Annotated in this window: 21 protein-coding genes; 18 read left to right on the top strand and 3 right to left on the bottom strand. The window is 55.6% G+C overall.

Features of this window, described 5'->3' with window-relative positions:
• The first annotated feature begins 23 nt into the window (after positions 1 to 23).
• From ENH71_RS04015 to ENH71_RS03935, 17 genes are all read left to right on the top strand, one after another.
• Positions 24 to 1,457, top strand: a complete 1,434-nt coding sequence (locus tag ENH71_RS04015; RefSeq protein WP_294133532.1) for an agmatinase family protein — start codon at positions 24 to 26, stop codon at positions 1,455 to 1,457.
• Positions 1,454 to 2,860 carry an agmatinase family protein gene (locus ENH71_RS04010; protein ID WP_294133531.1) on the top strand — a complete coding sequence of 469 codons (1,407 nt, stop codon included), beginning with the start codon at positions 1,454 to 1,456 and terminating at the stop codon, positions 2,858 to 2,860. The genes ENH71_RS04015 and ENH71_RS04010 overlap by 4 nt, the downstream gene beginning before the upstream one ends.
• 65 nt (positions 2,861 to 2,925) lie before the next feature.
• Positions 2,926 to 3,783: a peptidylprolyl isomerase gene (locus ENH71_RS04005; RefSeq protein WP_294133530.1), complete on the top strand. Its 858-nt coding sequence runs from the start codon at positions 2,926 to 2,928 to the stop codon at positions 3,781 to 3,783.
• Complete coding sequence (locus ENH71_RS04000) at positions 3,773 to 4,813, top strand: HupE/UreJ family protein (RefSeq protein ID WP_294133529.1); 1,041 nt, start codon at positions 3,773 to 3,775, stop codon at positions 4,811 to 4,813. Before ENH71_RS04005 ends, ENH71_RS04000 begins: the two co-directional genes overlap by 11 nt.
• A gap of 102 nt (positions 4,814 to 4,915) precedes the next feature.
• Positions 4,916 to 6,202, top strand: coding sequence for an urea ABC transporter substrate-binding protein (gene urtA / locus ENH71_RS03995; protein WP_414704700.1), 1,287 nt, complete (start codon positions 4,916 to 4,918; stop codon positions 6,200 to 6,202).
• Between the two features lie 89 nt (positions 6,203 to 6,291).
• A complete protein-coding gene (gene urtB, locus ENH71_RS03990) occupies positions 6,292 to 7,935 on the top strand; it encodes an urea ABC transporter permease subunit UrtB (RefSeq protein ID WP_294133528.1) in 1,644 nt (547 codons plus the stop codon).
• Positions 7,932 to 9,089: an urea ABC transporter permease subunit UrtC gene (gene urtC, locus ENH71_RS03985; RefSeq protein ID WP_294133526.1), complete on the top strand. Its 1,158-nt coding sequence runs from the start codon at positions 7,932 to 7,934 to the stop codon at positions 9,087 to 9,089. The genes urtB and urtC overlap by 4 nt, the downstream gene beginning before the upstream one ends.
• On the top strand, positions 9,086 to 9,865 hold the full coding sequence (urtD, locus tag ENH71_RS03980; protein WP_294133524.1) for an urea ABC transporter ATP-binding protein UrtD: 780 nt from the start codon (positions 9,086 to 9,088) through the stop codon (positions 9,863 to 9,865). The genes urtC and urtD overlap by 4 nt, the downstream gene beginning before the upstream one ends.
• The gene (gene urtE / locus ENH71_RS03975; RefSeq protein ID WP_294133522.1) at positions 9,862 to 10,554 is read left to right on the top strand and encodes an urea ABC transporter ATP-binding subunit UrtE; all 693 of its coding nucleotides are present in this window, start codon (positions 9,862 to 9,864) and stop codon (positions 10,552 to 10,554) included. The genes urtD and urtE overlap by 4 nt, the downstream gene beginning before the upstream one ends.
• A complete protein-coding gene (locus ENH71_RS03970) occupies positions 10,551 to 11,447 on the top strand; it encodes an urease accessory protein UreD (RefSeq protein WP_294133519.1) in 897 nt (298 codons plus the stop codon). Before urtE ends, ENH71_RS03970 begins: the two co-directional genes overlap by 4 nt.
• Before the next feature lie 81 nt (positions 11,448 to 11,528).
• Complete coding sequence (locus ENH71_RS03965; RefSeq protein WP_294133515.1) at positions 11,529 to 11,831, top strand: urease subunit gamma; 303 nt, start codon at positions 11,529 to 11,531, stop codon at positions 11,829 to 11,831.
• Between the two features lie 71 nt (positions 11,832 to 11,902).
• Positions 11,903 to 12,211 (top strand): urease subunit beta, encoded by a 309-nt coding sequence (locus tag ENH71_RS03960; protein WP_294133578.1) that lies wholly within the window; start codon positions 11,903 to 11,905, stop codon positions 12,209 to 12,211.
• Between the two features lie 39 nt (positions 12,212 to 12,250).
• A complete protein-coding gene (gene ureC, locus ENH71_RS03955) occupies positions 12,251 to 13,945 on the top strand; it encodes an urease subunit alpha (protein WP_317622383.1) in 1,695 nt (564 codons plus the stop codon).
• 22 nt (positions 13,946 to 13,967) lie between these two features.
• Positions 13,968 to 14,498 carry an urease accessory protein UreE gene (locus tag ENH71_RS03950; protein ID WP_294133511.1) on the top strand — a complete coding sequence of 177 codons (531 nt, stop codon included), beginning with the start codon at positions 13,968 to 13,970 and terminating at the stop codon, positions 14,496 to 14,498.
• On the top strand, positions 14,485 to 15,153 hold the full coding sequence (locus ENH71_RS03945; RefSeq protein WP_294133509.1) for an urease accessory protein UreF: 669 nt from the start codon (positions 14,485 to 14,487) through the stop codon (positions 15,151 to 15,153). The genes ENH71_RS03950 and ENH71_RS03945 overlap by 14 nt, the downstream gene beginning before the upstream one ends.
• Positions 15,154 to 15,208: 55 nt before the next feature.
• On the top strand, positions 15,209 to 15,910 hold the full coding sequence (gene ureG, locus ENH71_RS03940; protein WP_294133507.1) for an urease accessory protein UreG: 702 nt from the start codon (positions 15,209 to 15,211) through the stop codon (positions 15,908 to 15,910).
• Positions 15,907 to 16,134, top strand: a complete 228-nt coding sequence (locus tag ENH71_RS03935; protein WP_294133503.1) for a hypothetical protein — start codon at positions 15,907 to 15,909, stop codon at positions 16,132 to 16,134. Before ureG ends, ENH71_RS03935 begins: the two co-directional genes overlap by 4 nt.
• 28 nt (positions 16,135 to 16,162) lie before the next feature.
• Here the strand turns inward: ENH71_RS03935 and ENH71_RS03930 are convergent, their stop codons facing one another.
• The 3 genes from ENH71_RS03930 to ENH71_RS03920 all read right to left on the bottom strand — a co-directional run bounded on the left by ENH71_RS03930 (position 16,163) and on the right by ENH71_RS03920 (position 23,979).
• The gene (locus tag ENH71_RS03930; protein WP_294133500.1) at positions 16,163 to 17,107 is read right to left on the bottom strand and encodes a response regulator transcription factor; all 945 of its coding nucleotides are present in this window, start codon (positions 17,105 to 17,107) and stop codon (positions 16,163 to 16,165) included.
• Between the two features lie 92 nt (positions 17,108 to 17,199).
• Positions 17,200 to 20,598, bottom strand: a complete 3,399-nt coding sequence (locus tag ENH71_RS03925; protein ID WP_294133497.1) for an ATP-binding protein — start codon at positions 20,596 to 20,598, stop codon at positions 17,200 to 17,202.
• A gap of 303 nt (positions 20,599 to 20,901) precedes the next feature.
• A complete protein-coding gene (locus ENH71_RS03920) occupies positions 20,902 to 23,979 on the bottom strand; it encodes a TonB-dependent receptor domain-containing protein (RefSeq protein ID WP_294133495.1) in 3,078 nt (1,025 codons plus the stop codon).
• 632 nt (positions 23,980 to 24,611) lie between these two features.
• Here ENH71_RS03920 and ENH71_RS03915 point away from each other — a divergent pair.
• Entirely contained in the window at positions 24,612 to 25,877 is a 1,266-nt protein-coding gene (locus tag ENH71_RS03915; protein WP_294133493.1) for a serine hydrolase domain-containing protein, read from the top strand.
• Positions 25,878 to 25,884: the final 7 nt, after the last annotated feature.

Genomic DNA, 25,884 nt, shown 5'->3' with positions numbered 1-25,884 from the left:
TGACGCGGCAACAGGAATCCGGTATGAAAAATAATTCAGCAACACTCAAGGCGCTATGGCTGGCGATGGCTGTAGGATTTGGCAGCTATACGTCAGTCGTGCTGGCTCAGGACACTGAAAGTGAAGAAGAGGATGCTCCCGTCGAGTTTCCCGCATCGCTGGATGCGAAGCTGGCCGGGCTGAACGAGGAGCAACTTGCCTATTTGAAAGACAGCAGTAAAACAAGGCGTTACGCCTCCACCACAGAGGATCTTATTGAAGCGCTGGAGAAACGTTCGGCCGAGCAGGTTGTGGCGTACGTCGATGCCATGATGTGGGTTGAAGATCAGACCGGTTTTGAGCAGGGTCGTGATATGGCATGGTTACCCCTGAACACTGAGTCGCCGGATTTTAATGCCTGGACAGTACGGCGACCACGCAGTTTTGATCCCGAGCGTGAACCGGGTCCTGTCAGTCTGCCACGAGGCATTCCCACCTTCGCCGGGGCGCCGGTGGCGCTGACGCCGGAAGATTTGATCGCCGGTGATGTCAATGTGGCGATTGTGGGTGCGCCACTGAACATGGGGTCCGGTTGGCGTGATGCTGGCTACGGGCCGCTGGTTATGCGCACTACCGGGGGCATGGCCGGCAACGATCAGTACACTCAGATCAGACCCAGTAGTGAGCTTAATATTGTTGACTATGGCGATATAGCCATCGACAACGACAGCACCGAGCGCAGTATGCAACATGTGCGAGAGGTGGTCAGGGAGATTGCCGAGACCGGCGCCATTCCCCTGATTGTCGGCGGGGATCATTCACTGGAATACCCGAATGTCGCAGCACTGGTAGACGTTTACGGCAAAGGCAATGTCAGTGTCATCCACTTTGATGCTCACCATGACGTGGGTATGGGCGACAGCCCGCACCACATTTCGCACGGCCAACCGATTTACCGCCTGATGCGTGACAATCACATTACCGGCAGTGACTATATTCAGGTCGGTTTGCGCTCCGGAGGGCCCAGCGAAAGCGGTTATCGCTGGATGCGTGAACAAGGGTTCAAATACCATTCAATGGCTGAAGTTGAGCGCTATGGATGGGAATACGTCATGGAACGTGTTCTTGACGAAGCCAAGCGCGATGGTCGCAAGTTGCATATTTCTTTTGATGTTGATGTGCTGGATCCATCCTACATTGTTGGTACTGGTACACCGGTTTCGGGCGGTCTGACGCCACGCGAAGCTATTCCGATTATTCGCAAGCTTTGCGCCCAACAGGAGCTGGTTGGTTTTGACATTGTTGAAATTGCACCGGCGCTGGACCCCGGTTACACAACCGCCTTGCACAGTGCTGCCATCATCAAGGCCTGTCTGGTCGGTGTTGCCATGCGCAAATTGGGTCATGACATTGACTACCTGAATCCGGTAACCATTGACCATGCCCAGGACAATTATCACGAGGAGAATCCACAATGATGACTACGCAACGACGTCACCTGATTGCTGGATTTGCGCTTTGTTCGCTGCTGGCGGCAGCGCCACTTAGCAGCCTTGCGCAACAGGCAGAAGCGGATATCCCGCCACAGATCATGACCAGGCTCAGTGGCCTGAGTGCGGCACAGCTGGACTTTCTGCGCGGTTTTCAGCCACTGCGTGTGATCCCGACCCGGGAGAAACTGAACCAGGAACTGGATCGACGCACCCCGGAACAGATCGAGCAGTTTGTCAGCGACATGATGATGGCCGTCGAAGCGATGGCGTTTCGTCCCGGCGTTGACATGGCCGAGATCCCGCTGAACCCGGAAGCGAGCAGATTTAACAGCTTCAAGGTCGTAACACCAGAGATATTGAATGAATACCTGAGGGAGCCCGGCCCCTTCAGTGTGCATCGCTATATTCATCAGTGGGGTGGCATTCCGACATTTGCCGGTGCGCTGGTCGCGGCTGACCAGGCTGACCTGATCGCCGGCGACGTGGAAGTGGCCATCGTAGGCATTCCGCAGAGCATGAGCAGTGGGTCGCGTGACGCACGTAACGCACCTGAGGCGGTTCGTTCGATGCATGTGCTGGGCACACACGATGTCTATTCCATGGTTGATCCGTTGGCAGTGTTGAATGTGGTGGACTACGGTGACATCTCGGTCGATCGCATGAGCGTGCACCGTGGTGTGCAGCATGTCTATGAGCGCATCATGGAAATTTCTGAAACCGGTGCAGTGCCCTTTGTCGTCGGTGGCGATCACTCGCTGATGTACCCAACCGTCAAGGCTGTGCACGATATTGATGCAGGCGACCCGCTGACCGTGGTTCATTTTGGTGCGAATTACAACGCTGAACCCACGCGTGCACACCTTTTGTCCGACCGCGATGCGGTTTATCGCCTGATCTCGGAGGCGGTGGTCGACGGCAGTAATGTCATCCAGGTCGGTCTGCGCGGATCGCAAGCGACACCGCAGTCGTTCCAGTGGTTGCGTGAGCAGGGTGTCAAGTACCACACCATGGCGGAAGTAGAGCGCCATGGCTGGGACGTGGTGGCTGAGCGCGTCATTGATGAAGCCAGGTCTGCCACTGACCGTGTTTATATCTCTCTGGATGTCAGTGTTCTCGACCCGGCACAGCTCACTGCAGCAGGTCGTGCAGCACCCGGTGGTCTGACTGTCCGGGAACTGGCACCTTTATTGCGTAGACTTTGTGCGGAAACACAGATTGCGGGTTTCGAAATCATGGATCTGGCGCCCATGCTGGACCTGAGTTATGTCAGCGCCATGAACGCCAACTACATGATGAATGCCTGTCTGAGCGGTGTTGCCATGCGCAAAATGGGCCTGGATGATGAAAACTATCTGGATCCTCTGACAGTCGATCACGGCCAGAATTGATGGTCGGATCGTTGTCTGCTGTATCGCGGTAACCGGTCACTGGATCATGATCAATGGGGTGAAATATGAGTGAGCAAAAGATGTCATCGGGAGCGAAAAATTTCCTGACGGAGCCGTTGTCGATTTTTGTACTGGTGGCGGTCGTTATATTTGGTTACAACGCCTGGGCTGGCGGCAGCGACGCGAGTGATGCGCAAACATCGGGCATGGCAGCAGCCGGAGGCGATGTTGTTGTCATCGATGACGCGACGGTGTCGATGTTGCAGGACAACTTTGCCTGGCTCGAAGGCCGTGAGCCCACTGAGCAGGAAACGCAGACCCTGATTTCGCAGTGGGTTGATGAAGAAGTACTGTTCCGTGAAGCATTGGCGCAACGCATGCACCTGAGCGACGGCAAAATGCGCGCGCACCTGATCGAGAAAGTACGAATGTTGTGGGCCGGATCACCTGAGCCAGTGGACGAAGCACAACTGCTCGACTTTTATATGGAAAATATGGACTCGTACTATACCGAGCCCACGCTGAGCTTTTCCCAGGTCTATTTCGAAGAAATGCCTGCAGACGCTGCTGCTATCCTGGCACAGTTGCAGGCCGGTGAATCCGTTGAAGGACAGTCATTCTGGCTGGGCAAGAACCTGAACAGCTACTCGGAAAGTATTCTGCGCAGCAGTTTCGGTGGTGAGTTTTATGAGACGTTGAAAGCAGCGCCTGTAGGACAGTGGCTGGGCCCTGTGGAATCAGCACGCGGCTTCCACTTTGCTCAGGTCAGCCGCAAAGGTGAGCCCGAGTTGATGCCGTATCAGGCTGTCCGCGAACGTCTGAGTCAGGATTGGTCGGCGCATTATCGTCGCCAGAATGTCAGTGCGCGCACGGAGACCGTCAAGGAGCGCTTCACGATCGTGATGGAGTCCAATGGTGGTTAAACGTTTGCGATGGCAGCTGGCCGGTGTTCTGTTCTTCCTGTTTTCCGTCCCGGTAGCCCTCGCACACTACATGGATCTGGCTCAATTCACCCTGGTGCAACTGAACGTTGAAGATGAAGGGTTATGGTTTCGTTTTGACGCCAGTTTGCCGGTCAATCTGGACCCTGATCTGCCAGTCAGCTGGCCCGACGGCTGCTCGGTACTGGAGCGCGATGAGCGTGTGGATAACGGCAATGCCGTCACCGTCAGCTTTGATGTTAATTGCGAGGAAACCAGCAGCGGGCTGATACGTACCCGGTGGGGCCGCGACGGCGGCATGCTGGAGCTGCATTTGCTGGATGGCAGCATCGCCTCGACCATGTTATCAGGTGGCCGATTTGGCGCCGAGTTCAGTCTGCCTGACTGGGAGGCGGCTGCCGGACAGGAGCCTGCCGGCTTCATGGCTACCGCCTGGCGCTATCTGGTGCTGGGGACTGAACATGTGCTGATTGGCCTGGACCACCTGGCATTTGTGCTTTGTCTGGCCATGCTGGCCCGCGGTATCAGCTTGCTGTGGCTCATATCTGCATTCACGCTGGGACACTCCATTTCGCTGGCGCTGGCTTACCTGGGGGTGGTCAATGTGCCCATTGTGCCGGTCGAAGCCATCATCGCCCTGTCCGTTGTGTTCATGGCTCGCGAAGCCTTGTTGGCGAATTCGGCTGACAATGGCCGCGCGCCGACAGCGCGCGGGGCTGCCAACTCGCAGCGATGGCGAATGGGCATCACAGCTGGCTTTGGTCTGATTCATGGGCTGGGGTTCGCCAGTGTGCTCGGAGGTCTGGGCGTGTCGGCGGCGGACACTGTGGTAGCGCTGTTGTTCTTCAATATTGGCGTGGAAGTGGGTCAATTGATGTTCGTGGCCACCGTACTGGTTCTGCTGGCGTTGCTGCGAAAAGTGCACTTCGATCAGAAAATGATTCGGGCCAGCGCCTTTGCTGTCGGCGGGATGGGTCTGTTCTGGACCGTGGAACGGGTCATGGGAATTTAAGCTCACCTACGTTAAATGACGTAGGTGTCATGGTTAATCGCCGACTTGTTGTCGGCCCGCCTGAATCTCCAAAATGAGATCAGATTTATTAAGGAGTCCGTCATGCGCAACACCTCTTTTATGTCCCGATCCATTCTGACCGCCGCCGCCTGTTTATTCAGTCTGGGCGTTCATGCTCAGGAGCCCATCAAGGTAGGGGTCCTGCATTCATTGTCAGGCACCATGGCCATCAGCGAAACTACGCTGAAAGACACCGTGCTGATGATGGTGGAAGAGCAGAACAGTAAAGGCGGCGTCCTGGGGCGACCACTGGAAGCTGTCGTGGTAGACCCGGCCTCGGATTGGCCACTGTTCGCCGAACGCACCCGTCAACTGTTGTCACAGGACGATGTTGATGTGATCTTTGGTGCGTGGACGTCGGTGTCGCGCAAAGCCATGTTGCCAGTGCTTGAGGAGCTCAACGGGCTGTTATTTTATCCTGTGCAGTACGAAGGCGAAGAATCGTCCAAAAACATTTTCTACACCGGTGCGGCACCCAATCAGCAAGCCATTCCCGCCGTTGACTACCTGATGAACGATCTGGGTATTGAGCGTTGGGTGCTGGCCGGCACCGACTACGTATACCCGCGCACCACCAATAGAATTCTGGAAGCCTATCTCAAGGCTCAGGGTGTTGCTGACGAAGACATCATGATCAACTACACGCCATTCAGTCATTCTGACTGGCAAAGCATCGTATCTGACATCAGCCGTTTCGGCAGCGCCGGCAAAGCCACGGCGGTAGTATCAACCATTAACGGCGATGCCAACGTGCCGTTTTACCGCGAACTGGGCAACCAGGGTATCTCATCACTGGATATCCCGGTGATCGCTTTCTCTGTCGGCGAAGAAGAGCTGTCAGGGATTGACGCGCGACCTCTGGTAGGACACATGGCAGCATGGAATTATTTCCAGAGCGTTGATACCGACGCGAACACTGATTTCATCGCTCGCTGGCACGACTTTATCGGTAACACCGATCGTGTGACAAATGACCCTATGGAAGCGACCTATATCGGTTTCAATATGTGGGTGAAGGCAGTGGAGAAAGCAGGTACCACGGATGTTGATGCGGTGGAGCAGGCCATGATAGGCATCGAAACGCCGAACCTTACCGGCGGCATGGCAGTCATGAACAAAAACCATCACCTGTCGAAGCCAGTGCTGATTGGCGAGATCCAGTCTGACGGCCAGTTTCAGGTGGTGTGGGAAACTGACGGCGTAGTGCCCGGAGATGCCTGGTCAGATTACCTGGAAGGCTCGAAAGACCTGATCTCTGACTGGACTGATCCTATTCGTTGTGGCAACTACAACACCGTTACCGGAACCTGTTCAGGGCAAAGCAACTGATCCTCGGTCCACCTCTTGAACCACCTCTGCCGGGCCCCGCTGCGGGCCCGATTGAAACCCGACGGCATTATTCGTCATGGAGTGAGCGCGTGAGAATCTTCTTGTTGTTGATCTGCTGCTTCGTTTTTTCAACGGCGGCAGCGCAGCAAGCCCCCGAAATAGACCAGGCGGAACCGGTCGATGACAACGCTGAACTTTCACCGTTGTTGCTCGAGCTGACCGACGCCAACCTGCGTCGCATGCTTTCACTGGTAACTGAAATTGAGCAGGCCGGCGGGCGTATGGTGCTGCCACTGCTCACCGCCATGCAGGATGGTGCGTTGTACTACCAGGCGGATAGCCGTAAGTTGGTGGAGCGACGTGAAAGCGATGGTGGTCGTGTCACGGTGAGCGATGTATTCAGTGGTGTTGAGCGCAACGATGTCGATCCTGAGTCGCTGGAACAGGTACGTATCAACAACCGCTTGCGAGCCGTGCTGCAGGCCACGATTGCCCGTATCAGGTTGTTGCAGGGCAGTGACGCCGAGCGTGCGCAAGCCGCCCAAATCATGCTCAGCAATCTTGATGAAGAAAACCTGGTTGTGCTCAACGAAGCCATTGTCAACGAACAGGTACCGGCAGTTGCTGACATGATCAATGTGGCATTGGCGATGAATGTGCTGGTCACCGATGCGCCACAGGACGAACGTCTTGCCGCCGTTGCAACATTGCATGGCAATCTGGAGGGGCCGGTTCGTAATCTGCTGCGCAGTTTTATGGATGAACTGGGCCGCAATGAGCAGGACCCGGAGGTGCGCGCGGCCATCGAGTCAGCGCTGGCCAGTATCGAACGCAAGGTGCGTTTTTATGAATTGATGGAACAGGCCTTTTACGGCCTCAGTCTGGGCTCGGTGTTGTTGCTGGCGGCCATTGGTCTGGCGGTGACCTTTGGTGTCATGGGTGTGATTAACATGGCGCACGGCGAAATGCTGATGCTGGGCGCCTATACCACTTATGTGGTGCAACTGCTGATGCCCGAGTTCATCAACTATTCGTTATGGGTCGCGATACCGGCAGCCTTTATGGTGTCCGGTCTGGTAGGCATGTTTATTCAGCGTTTTGTTATTCGCTACCTCAATGGTCGGCCACTGGAGACACTGCTGGCCACCTTCGGTATCAGCCTGATTCTGCAACAGGCGGTCAGGACCATTTTCTCGCCATTGAACCGCCTGGTGGTTTCGCCTGACTGGATGAGTGGCTCCTGGGATATCAACCCGGTGCTGTCGCTTACCAACAATCGGCTGTTCATCCTGCTGTTCTCGATTATCGTGTTTGTCATTCTGTTGTGGATTCTGAAGAAGACTTCATTGGGGCTGCAGGTGCGGGCGGTTTCGCAAAACCGTGACATGGCAAAAGCCATGGGTATCCGCACCGACTGGGTTGACGCCATGACATTCGGTCTGGGCTCCGGCATTGCCGGTATCGCCGGCGTGGCGCTCAGTCAGTTGACCAACGTTGGCCCCAATCTGGGACAGGACTACATCATTGACTCCTTTATGGTGGTCGTTTTCGGTGGTGTGGGTAACTTGTGGGGCACACTGGTCGGGGCCTTTTCGCTGGGTGTCGCCAACAAGTTCATGGAGCCGGCGACGGGTGCGGTACTGGCCAAAATCATCACGCTGGTCTTTATTATTCTGTTTATCCAGATAAGGCCCAAAGGGTTGTTCCCGCAAAAAGGGAGGGCTGCTGAATGAGTCAGTTGGCTGACATTTGGGGTGAGCTGCGTCGCGGCAGCAATACGATTACGCTGTTTGTGGTGGTGCTGTTTGTTGCCACGCTGGTAGCGTCACTGTCCAATCTGCTATTGCCCGAGAGTTCCGCGTTGCATGTCAGCACCTATACCATCACTTTGCTGGGCAAGTACCTGTGCTACGCGATGCTGGCTCTGGCAGTTGATGTGATCTGGGGGTACTGCGGTATTCTGAGCCTGGGCCACGGTGCATTTTTTGCGCTTGGTGGTTACGCCATGGGCATGTATCTGATGCGACAGATTGGTGATCGCGGCGTGTATGGCAATCCTGATCTGCCGGACTTTATGGTGTTCCTGAACTGGGACAGCCTGCCCTGGTACTGGTTTGGCATGGACCAGTTCTGGTTTGCCATGATGATTGTCGCGCTGGTGCCGGGACTGCTGGCCCTGGTGTTCGGCTGGCTGGCGTTCCGGTCCCGCGTCACCGGCGTGTATCTTTCCATCATGACCCAGGCCCTGACCTATGCTCTGATGCTGGCGTTTTTCCGTAATGAAATGGGTTTTGGTGGCAACAACGGTTTGACCGACTTTAAGGAGATCGCGGGCTTTGATCTGAGTGCAGACAACACGCGGGTGGGATTGTTTGTCGTTACTGCCATCTTGCTGGCCGCAGTGTTTATCAGCAGTCAACTGATCATGCGCTCACGTCTGGGACGGGTGTTGGTGTCGATTCGGGACAGTGAAGCCCGCGCACGGTTTCTGGGTTATCGTACCGACCATTTCAAGGTCTGGCTGTTTGTCTATTCTGCATTGATTGCCGCGCTCGCAGGTGCTCTCTATGTTCCTCAGGTCGGCATCATCAACCCGGGCGAGTTCAGTCCGGTCAACTCCATCGAGATCGTGGTCTGGGTCGCCGTGGGCGGGCGGGGTACGCTCTACGGGGCCGTGGTTGGCGCCATTCTGGTCAGTTATGCCAAGACCCGGTTCACCTCGCTGGTGCCGGAAAGCTGGATTTTCATGCTCGGTGCATTGTTTGTTTTTGTCACCATTTTCCTGCCCAAGGGTCTGGCCGGCCTGCTGAAGCAGAAACGTCAGGGTAAAGACTCTGATGGTGACGACGCGCGCACTGCGCGCGCGGCAGGGGAGGAGACGGCATGAGATTGAACAAAATGACGACGCCTGATGTCTCGCACAAGGTGATTCTGTATATCGAGTCGCTGTGCGTCAGTTTTGACGGTTTCAAGGCGCTGAACAACCTGAGTCTGTATATCAACGACGGTGAATTGCGCTGCCTGATTGGTGCCAATGGCGCCGGTAAAACCACGTTGATGGATGTGATTACCGGTAAAACCCGTTGTGACAGTGGTCAGGTGTATTTCGGTCAGTCGGTAGACCTGCTCAGGCACGACGAAGCGGCGATCGCGCGCCTGGGCGTCGGGCGCAAGTTTCAGAAACCCACTGTATTTGAAGCGCTCAGCGTGGCGGAGAATCTTGAGCTATCACTGAAGACAGGCAAAGGTGTGTGGTTTACACTATTGGCAAAACTTGATTCCGAGCAGCGCGACCGGATTGACGCAGTGCTGACCACGATTGGTCTTGCCGCACTCAGGAATCGGCCCGCCGGCGTATTGTCGCACGGCCAGAAGCAATGGCTTGAGATCGGCATGTTGCTGGTGTCCGATCCTCGTCTGATGCTGATCGACGAACCGGTGGCGGGTATGACTGCCCAGGAGACCGAAAAAACGGCTGAGTTGTTAACCTCGCTGGCAGGTGAGCGCACAGTTGTTGTCGTCGAGCACGACATGGAGTTCGTGCGCAGCATTGCACGCACCGTTACGGTGCTTCATCAGGGCAGTGTGCTCGCTGAAGGTACAATGGATCAGATTCAAAGCAATCCGGACGTTGTTGAAGTGTATCTGGGGGAAGAACCGTGATCGAAATCCGACAACTGAGCCAGCGCTATGGTGGTTCCCAGATTTTGTGGGATGTTGACCTGAGTATTGAGCGCGGCTCCTGTACCTGTATTATGGGGCGCAACGGCGTTGGCAAAACTACCCTGCTCAAATGTTTGATGGGGTTGCTGCCGATCGCAGCTGGCGAGGTATTGCTGGATGGCAAGCCGATCCAGGCGACGGCAGCCCATCAACGTGCCCGTCTGGGCCTGGGTTTTGTGCCGCAGGGGCGTGATATTTTCTCGACACTCACTGTGGAGGAGAATCTGCAGATCGGGCTGCCTTGCCGGAGAGATGGTGTGAAACAGATCCCGCAGCGAATATTCGAGCTGTTTCCGGTTCTGGCCGAGATGCTGCATCGTCGCGGGGGTGACCTGTCGGGTGGTCAACAGCAACAACTGGCGATTGGCCGGGCGCTGGTGACTGACCCCAAGGTATTGGTGCTCGATGAACCCAATGAAGGTATTCAGCCCAACATTGTCAGTCAAATCGGTGATGTGATCATGAAACTCAATAGTGAAGGACTGACTGTGGTTCTGGTCGAACAGAAACTGGGCTTTGCGCGTCGCGTCGGCAGCGAATTCCGTCTGATGGAAAAAGGTCGTGTGGTTGCCAGTGATGTGATGACAAACCTGAGTGATGACCTGATCAAACGCCATCTGGCCGTATGAGCGCGGTGTTGGCAGAACAGATCGCGACAGTGCGACCCGCCAGTGCATGGCACGCCAGCCTGGCCCTGCGCTTTCGACAACAGGCTCGAGGCTGTCGTCTGGTCAGCAATGTCCATCACGGGCCGCTGTATGTGCAGAAACCATTCTACCCTGAAGGCGCTGATCTGGCGCATGTTTATCTCCTGCATCCCCCCGGTGGCCTGGTTTCCGGTGACCGTCTTGGCATTGATATCCAGCTGGAGCAGGGAGCCCGCGTACTGGTGACGACGCCCGGCGCAGGTCGTGTCTATCGTGCCCGCAGCGATCGCAGCCTGCAGCAGCAGAGCCAGCACTTTTCCCTGGCTCCTGAATCGGTAATGGAATGGTTGCCACAGGAGATGATTGTGTTCCCCGGCGCTTTTGGCCGGATGGATACCACGGTGGATATGAGCGCAGGCAGTACCTATATGGGCTGGGAAATCTGTTGTCTGGGTTTACCTGCCAGCGATCTGCCATTCACCCACGGTGAGTTGCACCAGCGCTTGTTCATTCGCTACGACGGCAGACCGGTGCTGCTGGAGAACCTGCATCTCGACAAGGCCAACTTTGAACTTGCCGCTGCCGTTGTTGGCATGAATGCCTGCCCGGTCAGCGGCGTCTTTGTTGCCGGCCAGGTCAGTGGCAACACTGATGACGAGGCAATACAGGCGCTGATGGCAAGCCTGCGTGCGAGCCTGGCGACGCTGGCGCAGCCGGGCCAGGCTAATGTGACCCTGATGAATAACTTTATCATTGGCCGCTATTTGGGCCATAGCGCCGAAGACGCGCGTCGTGCGTTTACCGCACTTTGGCAACTGGTGCGTCCGTCATTGGCCGGCCGCGCCGCCTGTCTACCCAGAATTTGGGCGACATGAAGCCACAGATGAGTACAATGGCAAGATAAATGCATGACTCAAGATGACAACGTCCAACTGACATGATCGATTCGGAACAACATGGAATTACTACCCAGAGAAAAAGACAAACTGCTGCTTTTTACCGCTGCATTGCTGGCTGAGCGCAGGCTGGCCAGAGGTCTGAAGCTGAATTACCCGGAGGCTGTTGCCCTGATCTCCATGGAAATCATGGAGGGCGCGCGCGATGGCAAAACGGTGGCCGAGCTGATGAGCTATGGTAAGGAAATACTCACCGCCGACCAGGTCATGGACGGTATTGCCAGCATGATTACCGAGGTTCAGGTGGAAGCGACCTTCCCGGACGGTACCAAACTGGTGACGGTTCACGACCCCATCAACTAGAGCAGCTGATCAATCATTAGAGACCAATCAGATAAATACCTATGAGCACAACTGAAAAGCCAAATGCAGAGCTGATACCAGGCGAAATTCGCACCGCTGAGGGGCGCATCGAGCTAAATGAAGGCAGAGCAACTATTACGCTCTCTGTTGAGAACACGGGCGACAGGCCCGTGCAAATCGGCTCACACTACCATTTTGCCGAGGTCAATCCTGCCTTGCGCCTGGATCGTCAACTGGCGCGGGGATTTCACTTGAATATAGCTGCAGGTACTGCGGTTCGCTTCGAGCCCGGACAAAGCCGTGAGGTTGAACTGGTGGCGTATGCGGGTGAGCGTCGTGTGTTTGGGTTTCGTGGCGATGTTATGGGGCCGCTGGATTAATTCCTTATTTCAGCAAGCGGGAGAATTATTGTGGCAAGTATGGATCGCGCAACCTACGCGCAAATGTTTGGGCCGACGACCGGCGATCGGGTGCGTCTGGCCGATACTGATCTCTGGCTTCAGGTCGAGAAGGATTACACACGCTACGGTGACGAGGTCAAATTCGGCGGCGGCAAAGTAATACGTGACGGCATGGGTCAAAGTCAGCGTGGCGACGCCCAGAGTATGGATGTTGTCATCACCAATGCCCTGATTCTCGATCATTGGGGTGTGGTCAAGGCGGACGTTGGTATCAAGCACGGACGCATCATCGCCATTGGCAAGGCCGGCAACCCTGACGTGCAGGATGGTGTCAACATCATTATCGGCCCGGGTACCGAGATCATTGCCGGCGAAGGTGAAATTCTGACCGCGGGTGGCATTGACTCTCATATCCACTTTATTTGTCCGCAGCAGGTAGAGGAGGCCACCATGTCCGGCATCACTACCATGCTGGGCGGTGGCACAGGCCCGGCGACCGGCACCAAGGCCACAACCTGTACGCCGGGAATCTGGAATATGGGCAAGATGCTGCAGGCAACCGATGCCATGCCGATGAATTTTGGTTTTCTGGGCAAAGGTAACGGCAGTTTGCCTGAGCCGTTGATTGAACAGTTGCTGGCCGGTGCCTGTGGTCTCAAATTGCACGAGGACTGGGGTACCACGCCGGCGTCGATCAATAATTGCCTGAATGTTGCCGATTACTACGATGTGCAGGTCGCCATTCACACCGACACCCTGAACGAATCAGGATTTGTCGATGACACGCTGGCGGCTTTCAAGGATCGGGCGATTCATACATACCATACCGAAGGCGCTGGCGGTGGCCATGCGCCGGACATCATCAAGGCCTGTTCGGCGGCGAATGTGTTGCCATCGTCAACCAATCCGACTCGCCCCTATACGGTGAACACCGTCGATGAGCACCTCGACATGCTGATGGTGTGTCATCACCTGGATTCGGCGATCCCTGAAGACGTCGCCTTTGCCGATTCGCGTATTCGCAAGGAAACCATCGCCGCCGAAGATATTCTGCATGACCTGGGTGCGTTCAGCATGATCGCCTCGGACTCGCAGGCCATGGGCAGGGTCGGTGAAGTGATTACGCGCACCTGGCAGACCGCACACAAGATGAAAGTGCAACGTGGCCCTCTAAAAGAAGATACTGCCGAATCAGACAATTTTCGCGCTCGCCGATATGTTGCAAAATACACCATCAACCCGGCGATTACGCATGGTATCGCGCATGAAGTCGGCTCCATTGAAGCGGGCAAGCTGGCTGACCTGGTGCTCTGGAAACCAGCCTTTTTTGGTATCAAGCCGTCATTGATCATCAAGTCCGGCATGATCGCAGCGGCCCCGATGGGTGATCCCAATGCGTCCATACCGACGCCGCAGCCTTCGCACTATCGGCCAATGTTTGGCTCCTTAGGAGGCGCCGCAGCGGCGCTGTCAGTGACTTTTACCAGTCAGATTGCGCTGGAGTCAGGCATGCTCGGCAAGCTGGGGCTGGCCCGCAAACTGGTTGCCTGTCGTAACACACGAACGATCCGGAAGCAGGACATGATTCTCAATGATTGGTTGCCGGTCATTGAAGTGGATGCGCAGACCTATGAAGTCAGGGCAAACGGAGAACTGTTGACTTGTGAGCCGGCGAGCGTACTGCCCTTGGCACAACGCTACAGTCTGTTCTAGCAAACGAACTGAGGAATGAGACATGTTGGAAGTGCATGAACGGCTGGGCACTCAATGCAAGGCGCCGGTCGATGTCAGAGTCATACTCACCCACGAACAACGCGACCGCGGTCGCATGCGGCTGTTTTCGACCGAAGGCGAAGAAGTCAGGTTGTTTCTGGCGCGTGGCACACCGCTTCTGGTGGGTGAATATCTGCGCAGTCAGTGCGGCCGGTTGGTGCTGGTGGAAGGCGCGATTGAGCCGGTTGTGATTGCCAGTTGTGAGGACTGGGAAGTGTTCAGTCGCGCCTGTTATCACCTGGGTAATCGTCATGTGAAGGTGCAGGTCGGCCCGCGTTCGCTGCGTATTCTGCCTGATCATGTACTGGAGGAAATGTTGACGTTGTTGGGTCTGACACTGCAGCACGCTCATCACGTGTTTGTTCCGGAGCAGGGCGCCTACACCGGCCATGGCGGTCATTCACATTCCCATCAGCAGCCACTGGCGCCGACGAATACCAAGGCGGGGCTGATTGAAACGCTGGACATCGCGGGCAAGCATGAACACCACTGATCATGCCTTGCTGCGTCTGTTGCACCTGAGCAGTGCCGGGTTGCCTGTTGGTGCCTACGCCTTTTCCCACGGACTGGAATATGCCATTGAAGCCGCGTGGCTAAAATCCGATGCTGACATTGAACAGTGGCTGAGCGCCCAGTTGCGCTTCAGTCTGGCAGCGCTGGATCTGCCGGTCATGTTTCGCATTGATCAGGCGCTGGCGGCATCTGATCATGACGCCGTTCGCTACTGGAACGCGTTAATACTGGCCAGTCGCGAAACCCGCGAGCTGCAATTGACAGACACGGCCACCGGCCTGGCGTTGCAAAAACTGTTACCCGAGTTTGATGTGCCGATTATCGACATGCAGGGTCCTGTCAGTTTTATTACCGCATTTGCTCAGGCCGCCCGTCACTGGCAAATTAAAGCGGAGATGGCCAGCCTTGGCCTGTGCTGGTCATGGATTGAGAACCAGGTCAATGCAGCGACCAAACTGTTGCCCATGGGGCAGACCGGGGCACAGCGCATGATGCACTCGTTGCAGGCGCAGGTACCGGCAGCCATTGCGGTTGCGGCAGGCGTGCAGGATGACCACATCGGCGTCAGCCTGCCCGCATTGAGCCTTGCCAGTATGCATCACGAAACACAGTACTCGCGGCTGTTCCGGTCATGAGCGTCGCAGTCTGCACAAATTCATTAGAACGATTGTTAGCCAAGAGGAAGTCATCATGACGACTGATAAATCCGGCCAGACCCTGAGGATTGGCGTAGGCGGACCCGTCGGGTCCGGCAAGACCGCGCTCCTGCGTGCCCTGTGCAGCACGCTGCGTGACTACTACGATATCGCGGTTGTGACCAATGATATATACACCAAGGAAGATGCCAATTTCCTGACCCGCCATGAAGCCCTGAGTGCGGACCGGATCATCGGTGTTGAAACCGGTGGTTGCCCACACACGGCAATCCGTGAGGATGCCTCCATGAATCTGGCGGCCATTGATGAGTTGATAGAGCGCCACGGTCAACTGGAAGTAATTTTTGTCGAGAGCGGCGGCGACAACCTGAGTGCAACGTTCAGTCCGGAGCTGTCGGATCTTACTCTGTACGTTATTGATGTGTCTGCAGGTGACAAAATTCCACGTAAGGGCGGCCCTGGTATCACTCGCTCGGACCTGTTGATCATCAACAAAACAGACCTGGCGCCTCTGGTCGGCGCGTCGCTGGACGTCATGCGTGAGGATGCGGCGCGGATGCGGGGCGAACGGCCGTTTGTATTCAGTAACCTCAAGTCCGGCAGTGGTTTGCCGGAAATTATCGCATTCATAATCGAGCAGGGCATGTTGCCGGATCGCTTGCCCGATGGCGTGCTGGCCAGTGGGCCGGCATTCAGTGAAACCGAATCATCCGAATTGGAAAGGAGCGTGCAGTGAAAACAAAGGCAATAATAAACACGAAAACAAACCGGGCGACGCTGGCGGTTACTTTTGCCTTGTCCACATTGCCAGCTATGGCATGGTCTCACCCGGGGCATGGCCTCGATGGACTGTGGGGGCACGATATGTTGCATGGCGCTACCGCCGTTTTTGCCATCGCTCTGGTGGCATTATTGACAGTGCGCTTCGTCCGTCAGCGCAAGGCCAGGAAACACAGATAGATTGGTGTATTCCGGAGCGGGACAGGGTTCAGTCTCGCTCCAGAATGCTCAATGCTATGCGCGCAGCTGCGGTCCGATTTTGTACATTCAGTTTCTTGAAAATCTGCTCAAGGTGTTTGTTGACCGTGCGCGGGCTCATTTGCAGTATCTGAGCGGTTTCCCAGTTGGTTTTACCCTGACTGATCCAGGTCAGCACTTCCGACTCCCGTTTGGTCAATTCAAGCTTCTCGCGCAGTAATTCTTCACCGGAACTTTCGTTCGCTTCTGACAGCTTGAGCAACTTCTCCTCGCCATTGATATGTCGAATAAAAGCAACCGTCAGTCGTTTCTCCTGGGTCAGGGGGCCGTTCTTACTGGTGACCGTCAGCACCAGCGTCTGTTCGGACTGACGCTGTCTGGGGGATGGCGGCGATAGCCAGTCGTTCAGCGCCGTTGCCAGTTCCGTCTTCTGCCAGCTCTCGCTTGCCCCCGCGCGGGCGAACAGCGCCAGCGTCTGCGGCGTTGCCCACAGAATATGTCCCTGAGTGTCCACTGAAAACAGGTGCTGTCCGGTCGAATCGAGCGCATTGTACGCACTGCTGGTCAGTCTGGCATTGCTCAGATGCACCGTCATGCGGGCAAGCAATTCTTCCGGGTTGATGGGTTTTGTCAGGTAGTCGACACCACCGGCCTCCAGTCCGCGCACCACGCTGCCGGAGTCTGTCAGGCCGGTCATGAAAATAACCGGAATTGATGAGAGTTCGGGAATGGCGCGAAGTTCGCGGCAAGTGTCGAACCCGTCTTTGTGCGGCATGATTGCGTCCATCAGTATCATGTCGGGGCGGATACGTCTGGCGATGGTAAGCGCCTGTTTGCCTTCCAGTGCCACCAGTACATCGTAACCCGCCTCTTCGAGCGTGTCGTTGACAAAGCTGAGGGATTCCGGGGAATCGTCGACCACCAAAATGACATTGGAATACGATTTCTTGTTCATAGGGTTCTCGTAACGTCTCTGTGTTTCCGGCATGTGTGGGTCACGCTCCGTGTCGTTTGATAAGGCCGATTAAAAGTGCCGTTGTTCATGGGTCAGGCCTTCCTGAATGCGTTGGCAAGTGTTGTGAATAGCATGGCGTTGGCCAGTTGCTGGCAGTAGGCCAGCGTATTCTCGTCCAGCAGTCCACTGTCGGACATCTCTGCCAGTTTGTTGTTAACGCCGCGCTTGTATCCCAAATCGGCGTAGGTGAGCAGTTCGCGCACCAGAACGTGATCCGCAATCTCGATGAGTCCTGGATGATAAACAGCCGCCGGGTCCATCACCTGAGGCTGGGGCGACTCGCTGCTGCGAATCCAGTGCAGCGACAGCAAGCTGCCAATACTTTCCAGTAGTTGCTGGTTGTTGATCGGCTTGACCAGATATTCGTCATGTGCGCTGGGTGTCTGCGAGCTGCGGTGGCGTTCATGGGCGTCCGCTGAGATCATGACAATCGGCTGCTGGCAGCCTTTTGCACGCAGCATTTCTGCCAGTGTCAGACCATCGATGCCGGGCATGCTGACATCCAGCAGAAACAGATCCGGTGTTACGTTTTTAAGTGCATCCAGGCAGTCGTGCGCATCTCGCGCCTCAAACGTGGTCAGGCCCAGTGGGTGCAGCAGGTCTCCCATCAGACCACGATGAATGGGGTCGTCGTCGACAACCATGACTATCTTGCGCACTCCGCTGTAGCCGCTGATCAGGCGTTGGGGAGGGGTTTCGACCACCGGTTGACTGACGCGCGACATCATCAGGGAGACCTTGAAGCAGCTGCCTTCGCCGGGCGTGCTGTTGATGTCGAGTTCTCCGCCCATTATTTCGGTGAGCAAGCGGACAATGGTGAGGCCCAGGCCGGTACCGGGTACGTTCGGAGCGTCGATGTTCCTGACCCGCTCAAAAGGATCAAGGATGCGATGCAGGTCTTTATCATTGATGCCGACGCCGGTATCAATGACTGCGAACTCGGCAACTTCGCTGCGGTAATGCACATGAAATTCAACGCTGCCTTCATGCGTATATTTAATCGCATTGGACAGCAGGTTGATCAGAATCTGGCGCAGACGTTTTTCGTCGGTGGTGACGTACTCCGGCAGTTTGTTGTGGATATGGCAGCTGAATTCGATGCCTTTCTCCAGCGCCATGGTACGAAACATCTGAATCATCTGGTCAATCAGATCGGGTAATTTTACCCGGTTGCGGTATATCTCCAGACGCCCGGCCTCGATTTTGGAGATGTCCAGCAAACCTTCGATCAACCCGGCCAGATGTTCGCCACTGCGTTTGATAATCTGGATGGCGTTGCGGTGCTTTTCCGGCATGTCGACGCGCTGCGTCAATAGTTGCGCGTAACCCAGAATAGCCTGCAACGGTGTGCGCAGCTCGTGACTGATGCCTGACAGATAACGACTTTTGGCATCATTGGCGCGCTCGGCCAGCTCCTTGGCTTTTTGCAGCTCCAGATCAGTCTGATTGTGCGCCTCGATTTCCATCAGTAAACGGCTGGTTTGCCGCGCCGACTCCTGTTGCGCTACTTCCCGGCTTTCGCTGGCCAGCAGGTGTAGCCAGCACACTACGCCAAAGATGATCAGCAGAATGAAAAACAGAGTCCACAATGACTGTTGCAGCAGTGCGATCTCTCCCGGGGTTGCCGGTTGCATCTGATAGTAGATCAAGGCCAGCAGCGCTGCGCTGAAAGTATTGGCGGTCGTGAACATGACAAAGAACCGCACCATGCGTCGGTTGACCGTGCTGAAAATGGCATCAGGCAAAAGCGGACGCAGCCATAGTTCCAGTTGATTGCTCAGACGGCCATCGGGTTTGCACACATCCATGCAACGGGAATCCAGCGAGCAACACAGTGAGCAGATAGCGCCCTGATAGGCCGGACAGTAAGCAATGTCATCGCGTTCAAAACGGTTTTCACAGATACAGCATTCCAGTGTGTTGTCAGCGTCCTGAATCTGCAGCAAATCGTCAATTTGTGGTGATTGCCGGGCCAGGTAAAATCGGCCGCGAGTGATCAGTGCCAGTGCCGGTACCGACACAAAGCAGATGCCGAGACTGATAAAATGCGCCAGGTGTTTGGGCGTGTCACCAAACAATCCCATATAGCACAGTATGCCGAAAGTGGAGGCGATGATGACAGAAACGGTACCCACGGGGTTGATGTCATAGAGATGTGCGCGTTTGAACTCCACGTAGGACGGACTGAGTCCCAATGGTTTATTGATCAGCAGGTCTGCGGATAGCGACCCCAGCCAGCTCAGGGTGACGATGGCAAACAATCCCAGGACGGCTTCCAGCGCGCGGTACATACCCAGCTCCATCAGTAGCAGGGCAATCGCGACGTTGAACACCAGCCATACCACCCGACCGGGATGACTGTGGGTCAGCCGGGAAAAGAAGTTGGACCAGGCAATGGAGCCGGCGTAGGCATTGGTGACGTTGATTTTCATTTGCGACACCACCACCATCAGACCAGCCAGTACCAGTGACAGGGTCGGTGATTGGGTCATGTAGTTGAACACCATCTGATACATGTAGGTGGGATCCGCCGCTCGCTCCGGAGTGTCGCCTGCCGTTATCGCCAGATAGGCGAGAAAAGAGCCCAGCAGCATTTTGATGATACCAATGAATATCCAGCCCGGGCCTGCCAGCAGCAGCCAGAACCACCAGCGACGCCTGTTATCGCGGGTTTTCTCCGGCATAAAGCGCAGGTAGTCGACCTGTTCACCAATCTGGGCAACGAGAGAAAACATGATGGCAACCGAAGAGCCGAACAGTGCCAGGCTGAACCCGCTGCTGCCGGCGGGCACGTCCGTATTCACGGGCATGTATGCGGTCCAGTCGCTGACCCGGGAAAATTCAAACCAGGCGATGACCGCCAGTGCTGTGCACTGCAGGAACAACCAGAATGTCTGGGTGCCGACCTGAAATTTGCTGATGATGGTGATGCCATGGGTGACGATTGGAATCACCGCGACGGCACAGATGATATAGCCCAGCCAAAGCGGAATGCCCAGCAGCGCGTAAAGAGCCGCTGCCAGTATGGCACCTTCAATGGCAAAGAAGATAAAAGTAAATGACGCATAGATCAGTGAGGTAATGGTGGAGCCAAGATAACCGAATCCTGCGCCCCGGGTCAGCAGATCAATATCCAGCCCGTATTTCGCAGCGTTGTAGGCAATAGGCACACCTGTCAGCAAAATGACTACGCCCAATGCGAGCATGGCGGCAATGGCATTGGCGGTACCATAACTGAGCGTTACTGCTGCAGCGATGGCTTCCAGTGCCAGGAAAGCGGTCGCCCCCAGAGCAGTCTTGGCGACATGTTCTATACTCCAGCGTCGCGCCTTGATGGCGGTGAAACGCAGTGCATAGTCTTCCAGCGTTTCATTTCCGACCCAGACATTGTAAGTGCGTCTGACCCTGAAAATGTGTTGTGTTGCTTTCATCAGCCGTTTGTCCCACAACAGCCATGTTTTGCTGTCCGTGCCTCATGACGGTTCATTTAAGAAGTTTACTGTCCAAAACAGTTCGTTGTTTTGTGGCTGCCTGCTTTTGGCGCACACAGGCTGCCGTCGCCCTGTTCCGGAGCATAAAAGCGCGGGATAAATCCGTTTTTACTGCGCTAAATGACTGATATGAACAAAAAAGGCGTGGACAGAAGGACTACAGCAAGTTTCATACCGTTGTTGCAGGCAAAAAAAAGCCCCGCTCAAATGAGCGGGGCTTTTTTTTGGAGCACTAACTTTCTATTAGAACTGCTTGCGCAAGCCTATTTCGAAAGTACGGCCCAGCGGATTGCCGATGCGTGGATCGTAACCCAGTTCCTGACGTGATGCCGGTGGCATTTCGTCAAACACGTTCACGATGGATGCCGTCAGCGTGGTTTCCGCTGGCAGGTTGACCGTGTAGTGGAAGTCAGCAACGATCCAGTCTTCTCCGTCAACACCATAAGTGCTCGGACCAAACGGCGTACGTGTGCCGGGCTGGAAGCCAGCTGGCGTCAACGCTGCATCACCGACACGAGAACCATCTTCATTAAAGAAACGCTCGTCCTTTACGCCACTGACGTACTGCACAGACAGGCGGAAGTTGTGATCGCCCTGTGAGTAGTTGGTGGTGAAGTTGCCGCGCCATTCGGAAATAGCGTTGGCAATGGTTTCGTAGTTCAGGAAGCCCAGGCGATCACGTGATGGTGCGACTTCAAAGCCGTCCAGCAGTGTCGGTGTGAAATCGAATGCCTGCACCTTGGTTGCGGTCAGACGGAATTCCAGATCGCCGGCAAATGCTGGCATGCCATAGCTGGTCTGAATGTCAAAACCTTTGGTCTGCTGGCCAGGGCCGTTACCGAAGTCGGTACGGATCTCTGAGAAATCAGACGCAGTCGTCACGCCCTGTACACAGCCACCGTTAAAGGTGACCCGGTCGATCAGCGGGTGTGCGCAGTCAGCCAGTGCTGTGCCGTCGTTCGGTACAGCGCCCGATCCAGACGGCGGAATGCTGAACACAGAGTTCGCAATCAGGTTAACGTTGGCCAGCAGCCCCAGCTCCTTCTCAACTTCGATATCGAAGTAGTCGACGATGAACTGGAAGTCACTGCCCGGCGTGAAACCTTCGGATTGCCAGATGGAACCGATGCTGGCTACAGTTGCCTCTTCCGGCTCAATGTCTGAGCGGGTAATGGTCTGTGAACCACGCCATGCGCCACCGGCACGGGTGTAGTTGGTGGTGCCGCTGGTGTTTTCACCGGCAACAATTCCTGCACCCGGCGCCTGATAGTTGGTGCCATAGGAAGCGCGGAAGGCTATGTTTTCAGTGGCATCCCACTTACCGGACAATTTGTACACTGTCGCGTCCAGACCACCGGAAAACTGCTCGTAACGCACGGCAGCTGCCATGTACAAGGAGTCCAGAATCGGCAGGTTGAATTCCGTGAACACGGATTCCTGTGTCTGCTTGGTAGCGTCAGGAATGTTGGTGCCAAAGAACTGGAAGGGACCTGGCTCGTCAGGTGTACAACCATCAAAGTTTGGTGCTTCCGGCGAGTTAGGTTCCTGTTCCGGCCATGCGCATGGCTGGCTGCCATTGAACTCCTGGTTAGGCACAACCTCGCGCTCTTTAGTATTACGCCACTGTGCACCGGCACCCCATGACACCATACCGCCGGGCAGTTCGATCGGCGTTTCGCCACTGAATACCAGATCCGCGGTGACGTTCCAGTTTACAGTTTCCTGGTAACGGTCATTATACAACCAGCGAACCAGTTCATCGGGGTTCTCTGCGCCCGGGACATAACTTGGGTTGGACAGGCCATAAACGGGCTGCCCCTGGAAGTTGGACGCAAACGGGTTGTACCACATGCAACCATTGGTGCCGGCTGCGGCCGGGTTCTGGGTACCGAAGCGGTCTGTGCTCAGGTCAGTGGCATTACAGTTCGGGCCACCAAAACCATTCAACGCTTCCTGTACACGGTACAGGGCGATATCGGGGTTGTCGTCAGTGGTGTGCGACTGGTTATAGGTCAGTGCCGCGTCGTAGAAAATGCCGCTGCCAATGTCCAGCTCGCCGTCGAAACCGGCGGTCAGGTGCATGAAGCGGTTGTCAATTTCACGCGGTGTACTGTGACTGCCATTCTCGGCAAACAGGTCCTGGCCGCCGTGAGCGAAGGCGCGGTAAAGAATCGGTGTAAAGCCTTGCGTCACCGCGTACAGCGGGTTGTTGGCAAAACCGGAACGCTGGGCAAACTCGTCTACGTACGGGTTGGTTTTCGGTACATACAGCTGGTAAGCCGCGCCGGACGCACGCGAAGGACCGCGAATCACTGGCTGCGAAGGTGAGCCGTACACGTTAGGCGAGGAAACCTGCGAGTAGGCAGCGCGCGCTGTGAAGCTATGCTGTGCGCTGATTTCGGTTTTGACTTGACCGAAAAGTCGGTAGATGTCGTTTTCAGACACCAGGTCGTAGTACGGGATGTAGTTGTACCGGCATCCTGAAAAGCCGCGACTGGCGTCAACGATGCCGCCAACTGCATTACAGGATTCGTCTGTAAAGTCATTAGCCAGACCATAGACAGGGCCCCATTCGCTGTTGGCGGTGTTGCCGGGCACTGCGGGCAGCGGGCCACGGGCAGCGTATGCGGCCAGGTTGGTCAGGTCTGACCAGGATGCCGGGTTGACACCATAAGGCTGGCTGGAGAAATCACGTTCCGTGGTGTCCATCTCTGACCGGTGTTCCCATTGTGCAGCCCAGATGACATCAGTGCTGTCGCCACCAAAACCACCCAGAATGCCAACGTTGAACTCACCGTCGGAGCCGTCGACGGCCTTGAACGCGCCCTGAACCTCAATGCCTTCGAAGTTGTCACGGCTGATGAAGTTGACCACACCACCGGTAGCATCCGCACCGTAGGTTACGGCAGCGCCGTCTTTCAGGATCTCGATACGTGACAGTGCGATGGATGGAATAACAGAGGTGTTTTGCGTGACGCGTCGGCCGTTAAACAGGGACAGTGTCTTGTCCGCACCGATACCACGCAGGTTATAGCTGACGCTACCAGTCAGGTCGGCGCCACCAAAGTAGTAGGATTCGCCCGATGTCGCGCCGGAGATGCTCAGGCCTTTGGCAAATTCCAGTGCTGATGGTGAGCCGGACAGCTCCATGTCAGCGGTGGTATAGGTTTCCACCGGCAGTGCGGCGTCTACGGGTGTGCCACGGATCAAGGAACCGGTGACGACAACCTCTTCGATTTCAGGCTGTTGCTGTGCAAAAACCAGCGTGGGTGCGACCAGTGACGCGCAAGCGATGCACCGGTATAGTTCTTTTAATCTCATCGGGTTTCCCCCCCTTAATACTTTTTATTACAGCGGTTAGATTTGTGTCTGCCAATTGTCGAAAATCAGACATACATAAAATAACCACACAGATTCCCTGGGCGTCGGAATAGTAATGCTCGGCTCTATTTCGTCTGCGTGCAGGAGCCTGACGTGGCTCTCTTCATCAATTTTGATTTTTCTTATTGGGTCAGACGTACTTCAAAAGTAGCGTGGCAGCGTCTGCCTCGCTCTTAATGGGTCTTGCACACCTTCAAAAGCAGTTAATATCTTGGAAAGTGTTACCAATCTGCACGGAATGATCAGTATGTTACTTTTCATAACACTTTGTTTTGTATTTACATTCTGGGCGATCGATCGCTCGAAGCATAAACCATGCGTTTTTGTCGAGTCAATCCAATTATGAATTAATATGTCAATTGATGCTGTGTCCACAGAATCAGTCTCTGCCCGGGAATCCGATTCCGCTTTGTGGACGAACACGGTAACATCCGGCGTCACATTGCCATATTAACGGGTGTCGTCATGGTCAGAACGTTGGCCACTCCGCCTGACCACAACGAGCGCGTGCAGATTTTTGCTGCATTCAGCTTGCTTTGGCCGACGCGGCGCCAACAATCAGGAGCTTACCGATGAGATTGTCTTGTTTGCCAAAGATCCACGCCTTTGCCATTGCCGGGATTTTCACCCTGAGCGCCATCAGTGCCCAGGCGCAGCCGATTGAGCGCGGCGATCCCGGTGCGGTTGGCCTGTCAGTGGAAAAACTGACGCTGGCAACGCAGGCTTTGCAGGCCCGCGTAGATGCCGGCGATATTGCCGGGGCGGTGGCTGCGATCGTGCGCGATGGCCAGCTGGTTTATGCCGAAGCGTTGGGTCTGCGTGATATAGATGCCGGGGCAGCGATGCCCTTCGACGCATTGTTCCGTACCTATTCCATGACCCGGCCGGTAACGGCGCTGGGCATCCTGATGCTGCATGATGAGGGCCTGCTGGATGTGAACGACAGCGTGCAAACCTACCTGCCACAATTTGCAGAGCAGCAAGTGTTGGTGGATGCCGATGCAACCGATGTCTCGGCCACGCGGCCACGGCAGGGCGATATGACACTCGCGATGCTGCTGACTCACACCTCTGGCCTGGGCAGCCGCAACAGTGCATTGTATCGGGGCCATAATGTGCACAGCTACGACCAGTCCCTGGCTCAGGTGGTTGATAATGTTGCTGCTCTGCCGTTGTTTGAAGATCCGGGCACAGGTTATCGCTATGGTTTGCATGCGGAAGTTCTGGGCCGGGTCATTGAAGTTGTGTCCGGGCAGGACATACAGACCTTTTTCAGGCAGCGTATATTCGACCCGCTGGGCATGAGTGATACGGTTTTTTACGTTGATCCGTCGCTCGCTGAGCGGCTGGCAACGGTTTACCGAGCTGATGCCAGCGGCCGGCTGCAAGCGCATGAAATGGAGGCCATACCGGTAACCGAGCCACGTGCATTGGCCAGTAGCGGCGTTGGTCTGGTGTCATCTACCATGGATTTCCTCCGCTTTTCGCAACTGTTTCTGGATAACGGGCGAGTCAATGGCCAACAACTGGTGAGCCCGGCTGTGGTGAGCATGATGGCTGAAAACGCGGTGCCTGATGCCTTGTTGCCCATCGGCAGTCGCGGTTACTGGCTCGGGTCTGGCTGGAGTCTTGGTGGCATGGCGGTGGTCATGGACGCGGACACGTATAACCATAACGTCAATGAGGGCGAGTACTGGTGGGATGGCTCGGCCGGTACCCGATTCTGGATTGACCCGCATGAGAACATGGTGACCATCATCATGGCGCAGGTATCGCCGGCCAGTGGTAACGGTTTTCGTGAGCAGTTCAAAACACTGGTTTACGATGCTATCGAGTAAGATTCAG

Origin of the sequence: Pseudohongiella sp. (assembly GCF_011050365.1) — a bacterium.
In the GTDB taxonomy this organism is placed as follows: domain Bacteria; phylum Pseudomonadota; class Gammaproteobacteria; order Pseudomonadales; family Pseudohongiellaceae; genus Pseudohongiella.
The sequence above is the reverse complement of the archived record's forward strand: the minus strand, read 5'-3'. Positions and strand labels throughout refer to the sequence as shown.

Coding starts and splice junctions, on each gene's coding strand:
- ureG (WP_294133507.1), top strand. CDS start 15,209: ATGACGACTGATAAATCCGGCCAGACCCTGAGGATTGGCGTAGGCGGA.
- ENH71_RS03950 (WP_294133511.1), top strand. CDS start 13,968: ATGTTGGAAGTGCATGAACGGCTGGGCACTCAATGCAAGGCGCCGGTC.
- ENH71_RS04000 (WP_294133529.1), top strand. CDS start 3,773: ATGGTGGTTAAACGTTTGCGATGGCAGCTGGCCGGTGTTCTGTTCTTC.
- ENH71_RS04005 (WP_294133530.1), top strand. CDS start 2,926: ATGAGTGAGCAAAAGATGTCATCGGGAGCGAAAAATTTCCTGACGGAG.
- urtA (WP_414704700.1), top strand. CDS start 4,916: ATGCGCAACACCTCTTTTATGTCCCGATCCATTCTGACCGCCGCCGCC.
- ENH71_RS03970 (WP_294133519.1), top strand. CDS start 10,551: ATGAGCGCGGTGTTGGCAGAACAGATCGCGACAGTGCGACCCGCCAGT.
- urtC (WP_294133526.1), top strand. CDS start 7,932: ATGAGTCAGTTGGCTGACATTTGGGGTGAGCTGCGTCGCGGCAGCAAT.
- ENH71_RS03915 (WP_294133493.1), top strand. CDS start 24,612: ATGAGATTGTCTTGTTTGCCAAAGATCCACGCCTTTGCCATTGCCGGG.
- ENH71_RS03930 (WP_294133500.1), bottom strand. CDS start 17,107: ATGAACAAGAAATCGTATTCCAATGTCATTTTGGTGGTCGACGATTCC.
- ureC (WP_317622383.1), top strand. CDS start 12,251: ATGGATCGCGCAACCTACGCGCAAATGTTTGGGCCGACGACCGGCGAT.
- ENH71_RS03920 (WP_294133495.1), bottom strand. CDS start 23,979: ATGAGATTAAAAGAACTATACCGGTGCATCGCTTGCGCGTCACTGGTC.
- ENH71_RS03945 (WP_294133509.1), top strand. CDS start 14,485: ATGAACACCACTGATCATGCCTTGCTGCGTCTGTTGCACCTGAGCAGT.
- ENH71_RS04015 (WP_294133532.1), top strand. CDS start 24: ATGAAAAATAATTCAGCAACACTCAAGGCGCTATGGCTGGCGATGGCT.
- ENH71_RS04010 (WP_294133531.1), top strand. CDS start 1,454: ATGATGACTACGCAACGACGTCACCTGATTGCTGGATTTGCGCTTTGT.
- ENH71_RS03925 (WP_294133497.1), bottom strand. CDS start 20,598: ATGAAAGCAACACAACACATTTTCAGGGTCAGACGCACTTACAATGTC.
- ENH71_RS03965 (WP_294133515.1), top strand. CDS start 11,529: ATGGAATTACTACCCAGAGAAAAAGACAAACTGCTGCTTTTTACCGCT.
- urtD (WP_294133524.1), top strand. CDS start 9,086: ATGAGATTGAACAAAATGACGACGCCTGATGTCTCGCACAAGGTGATT.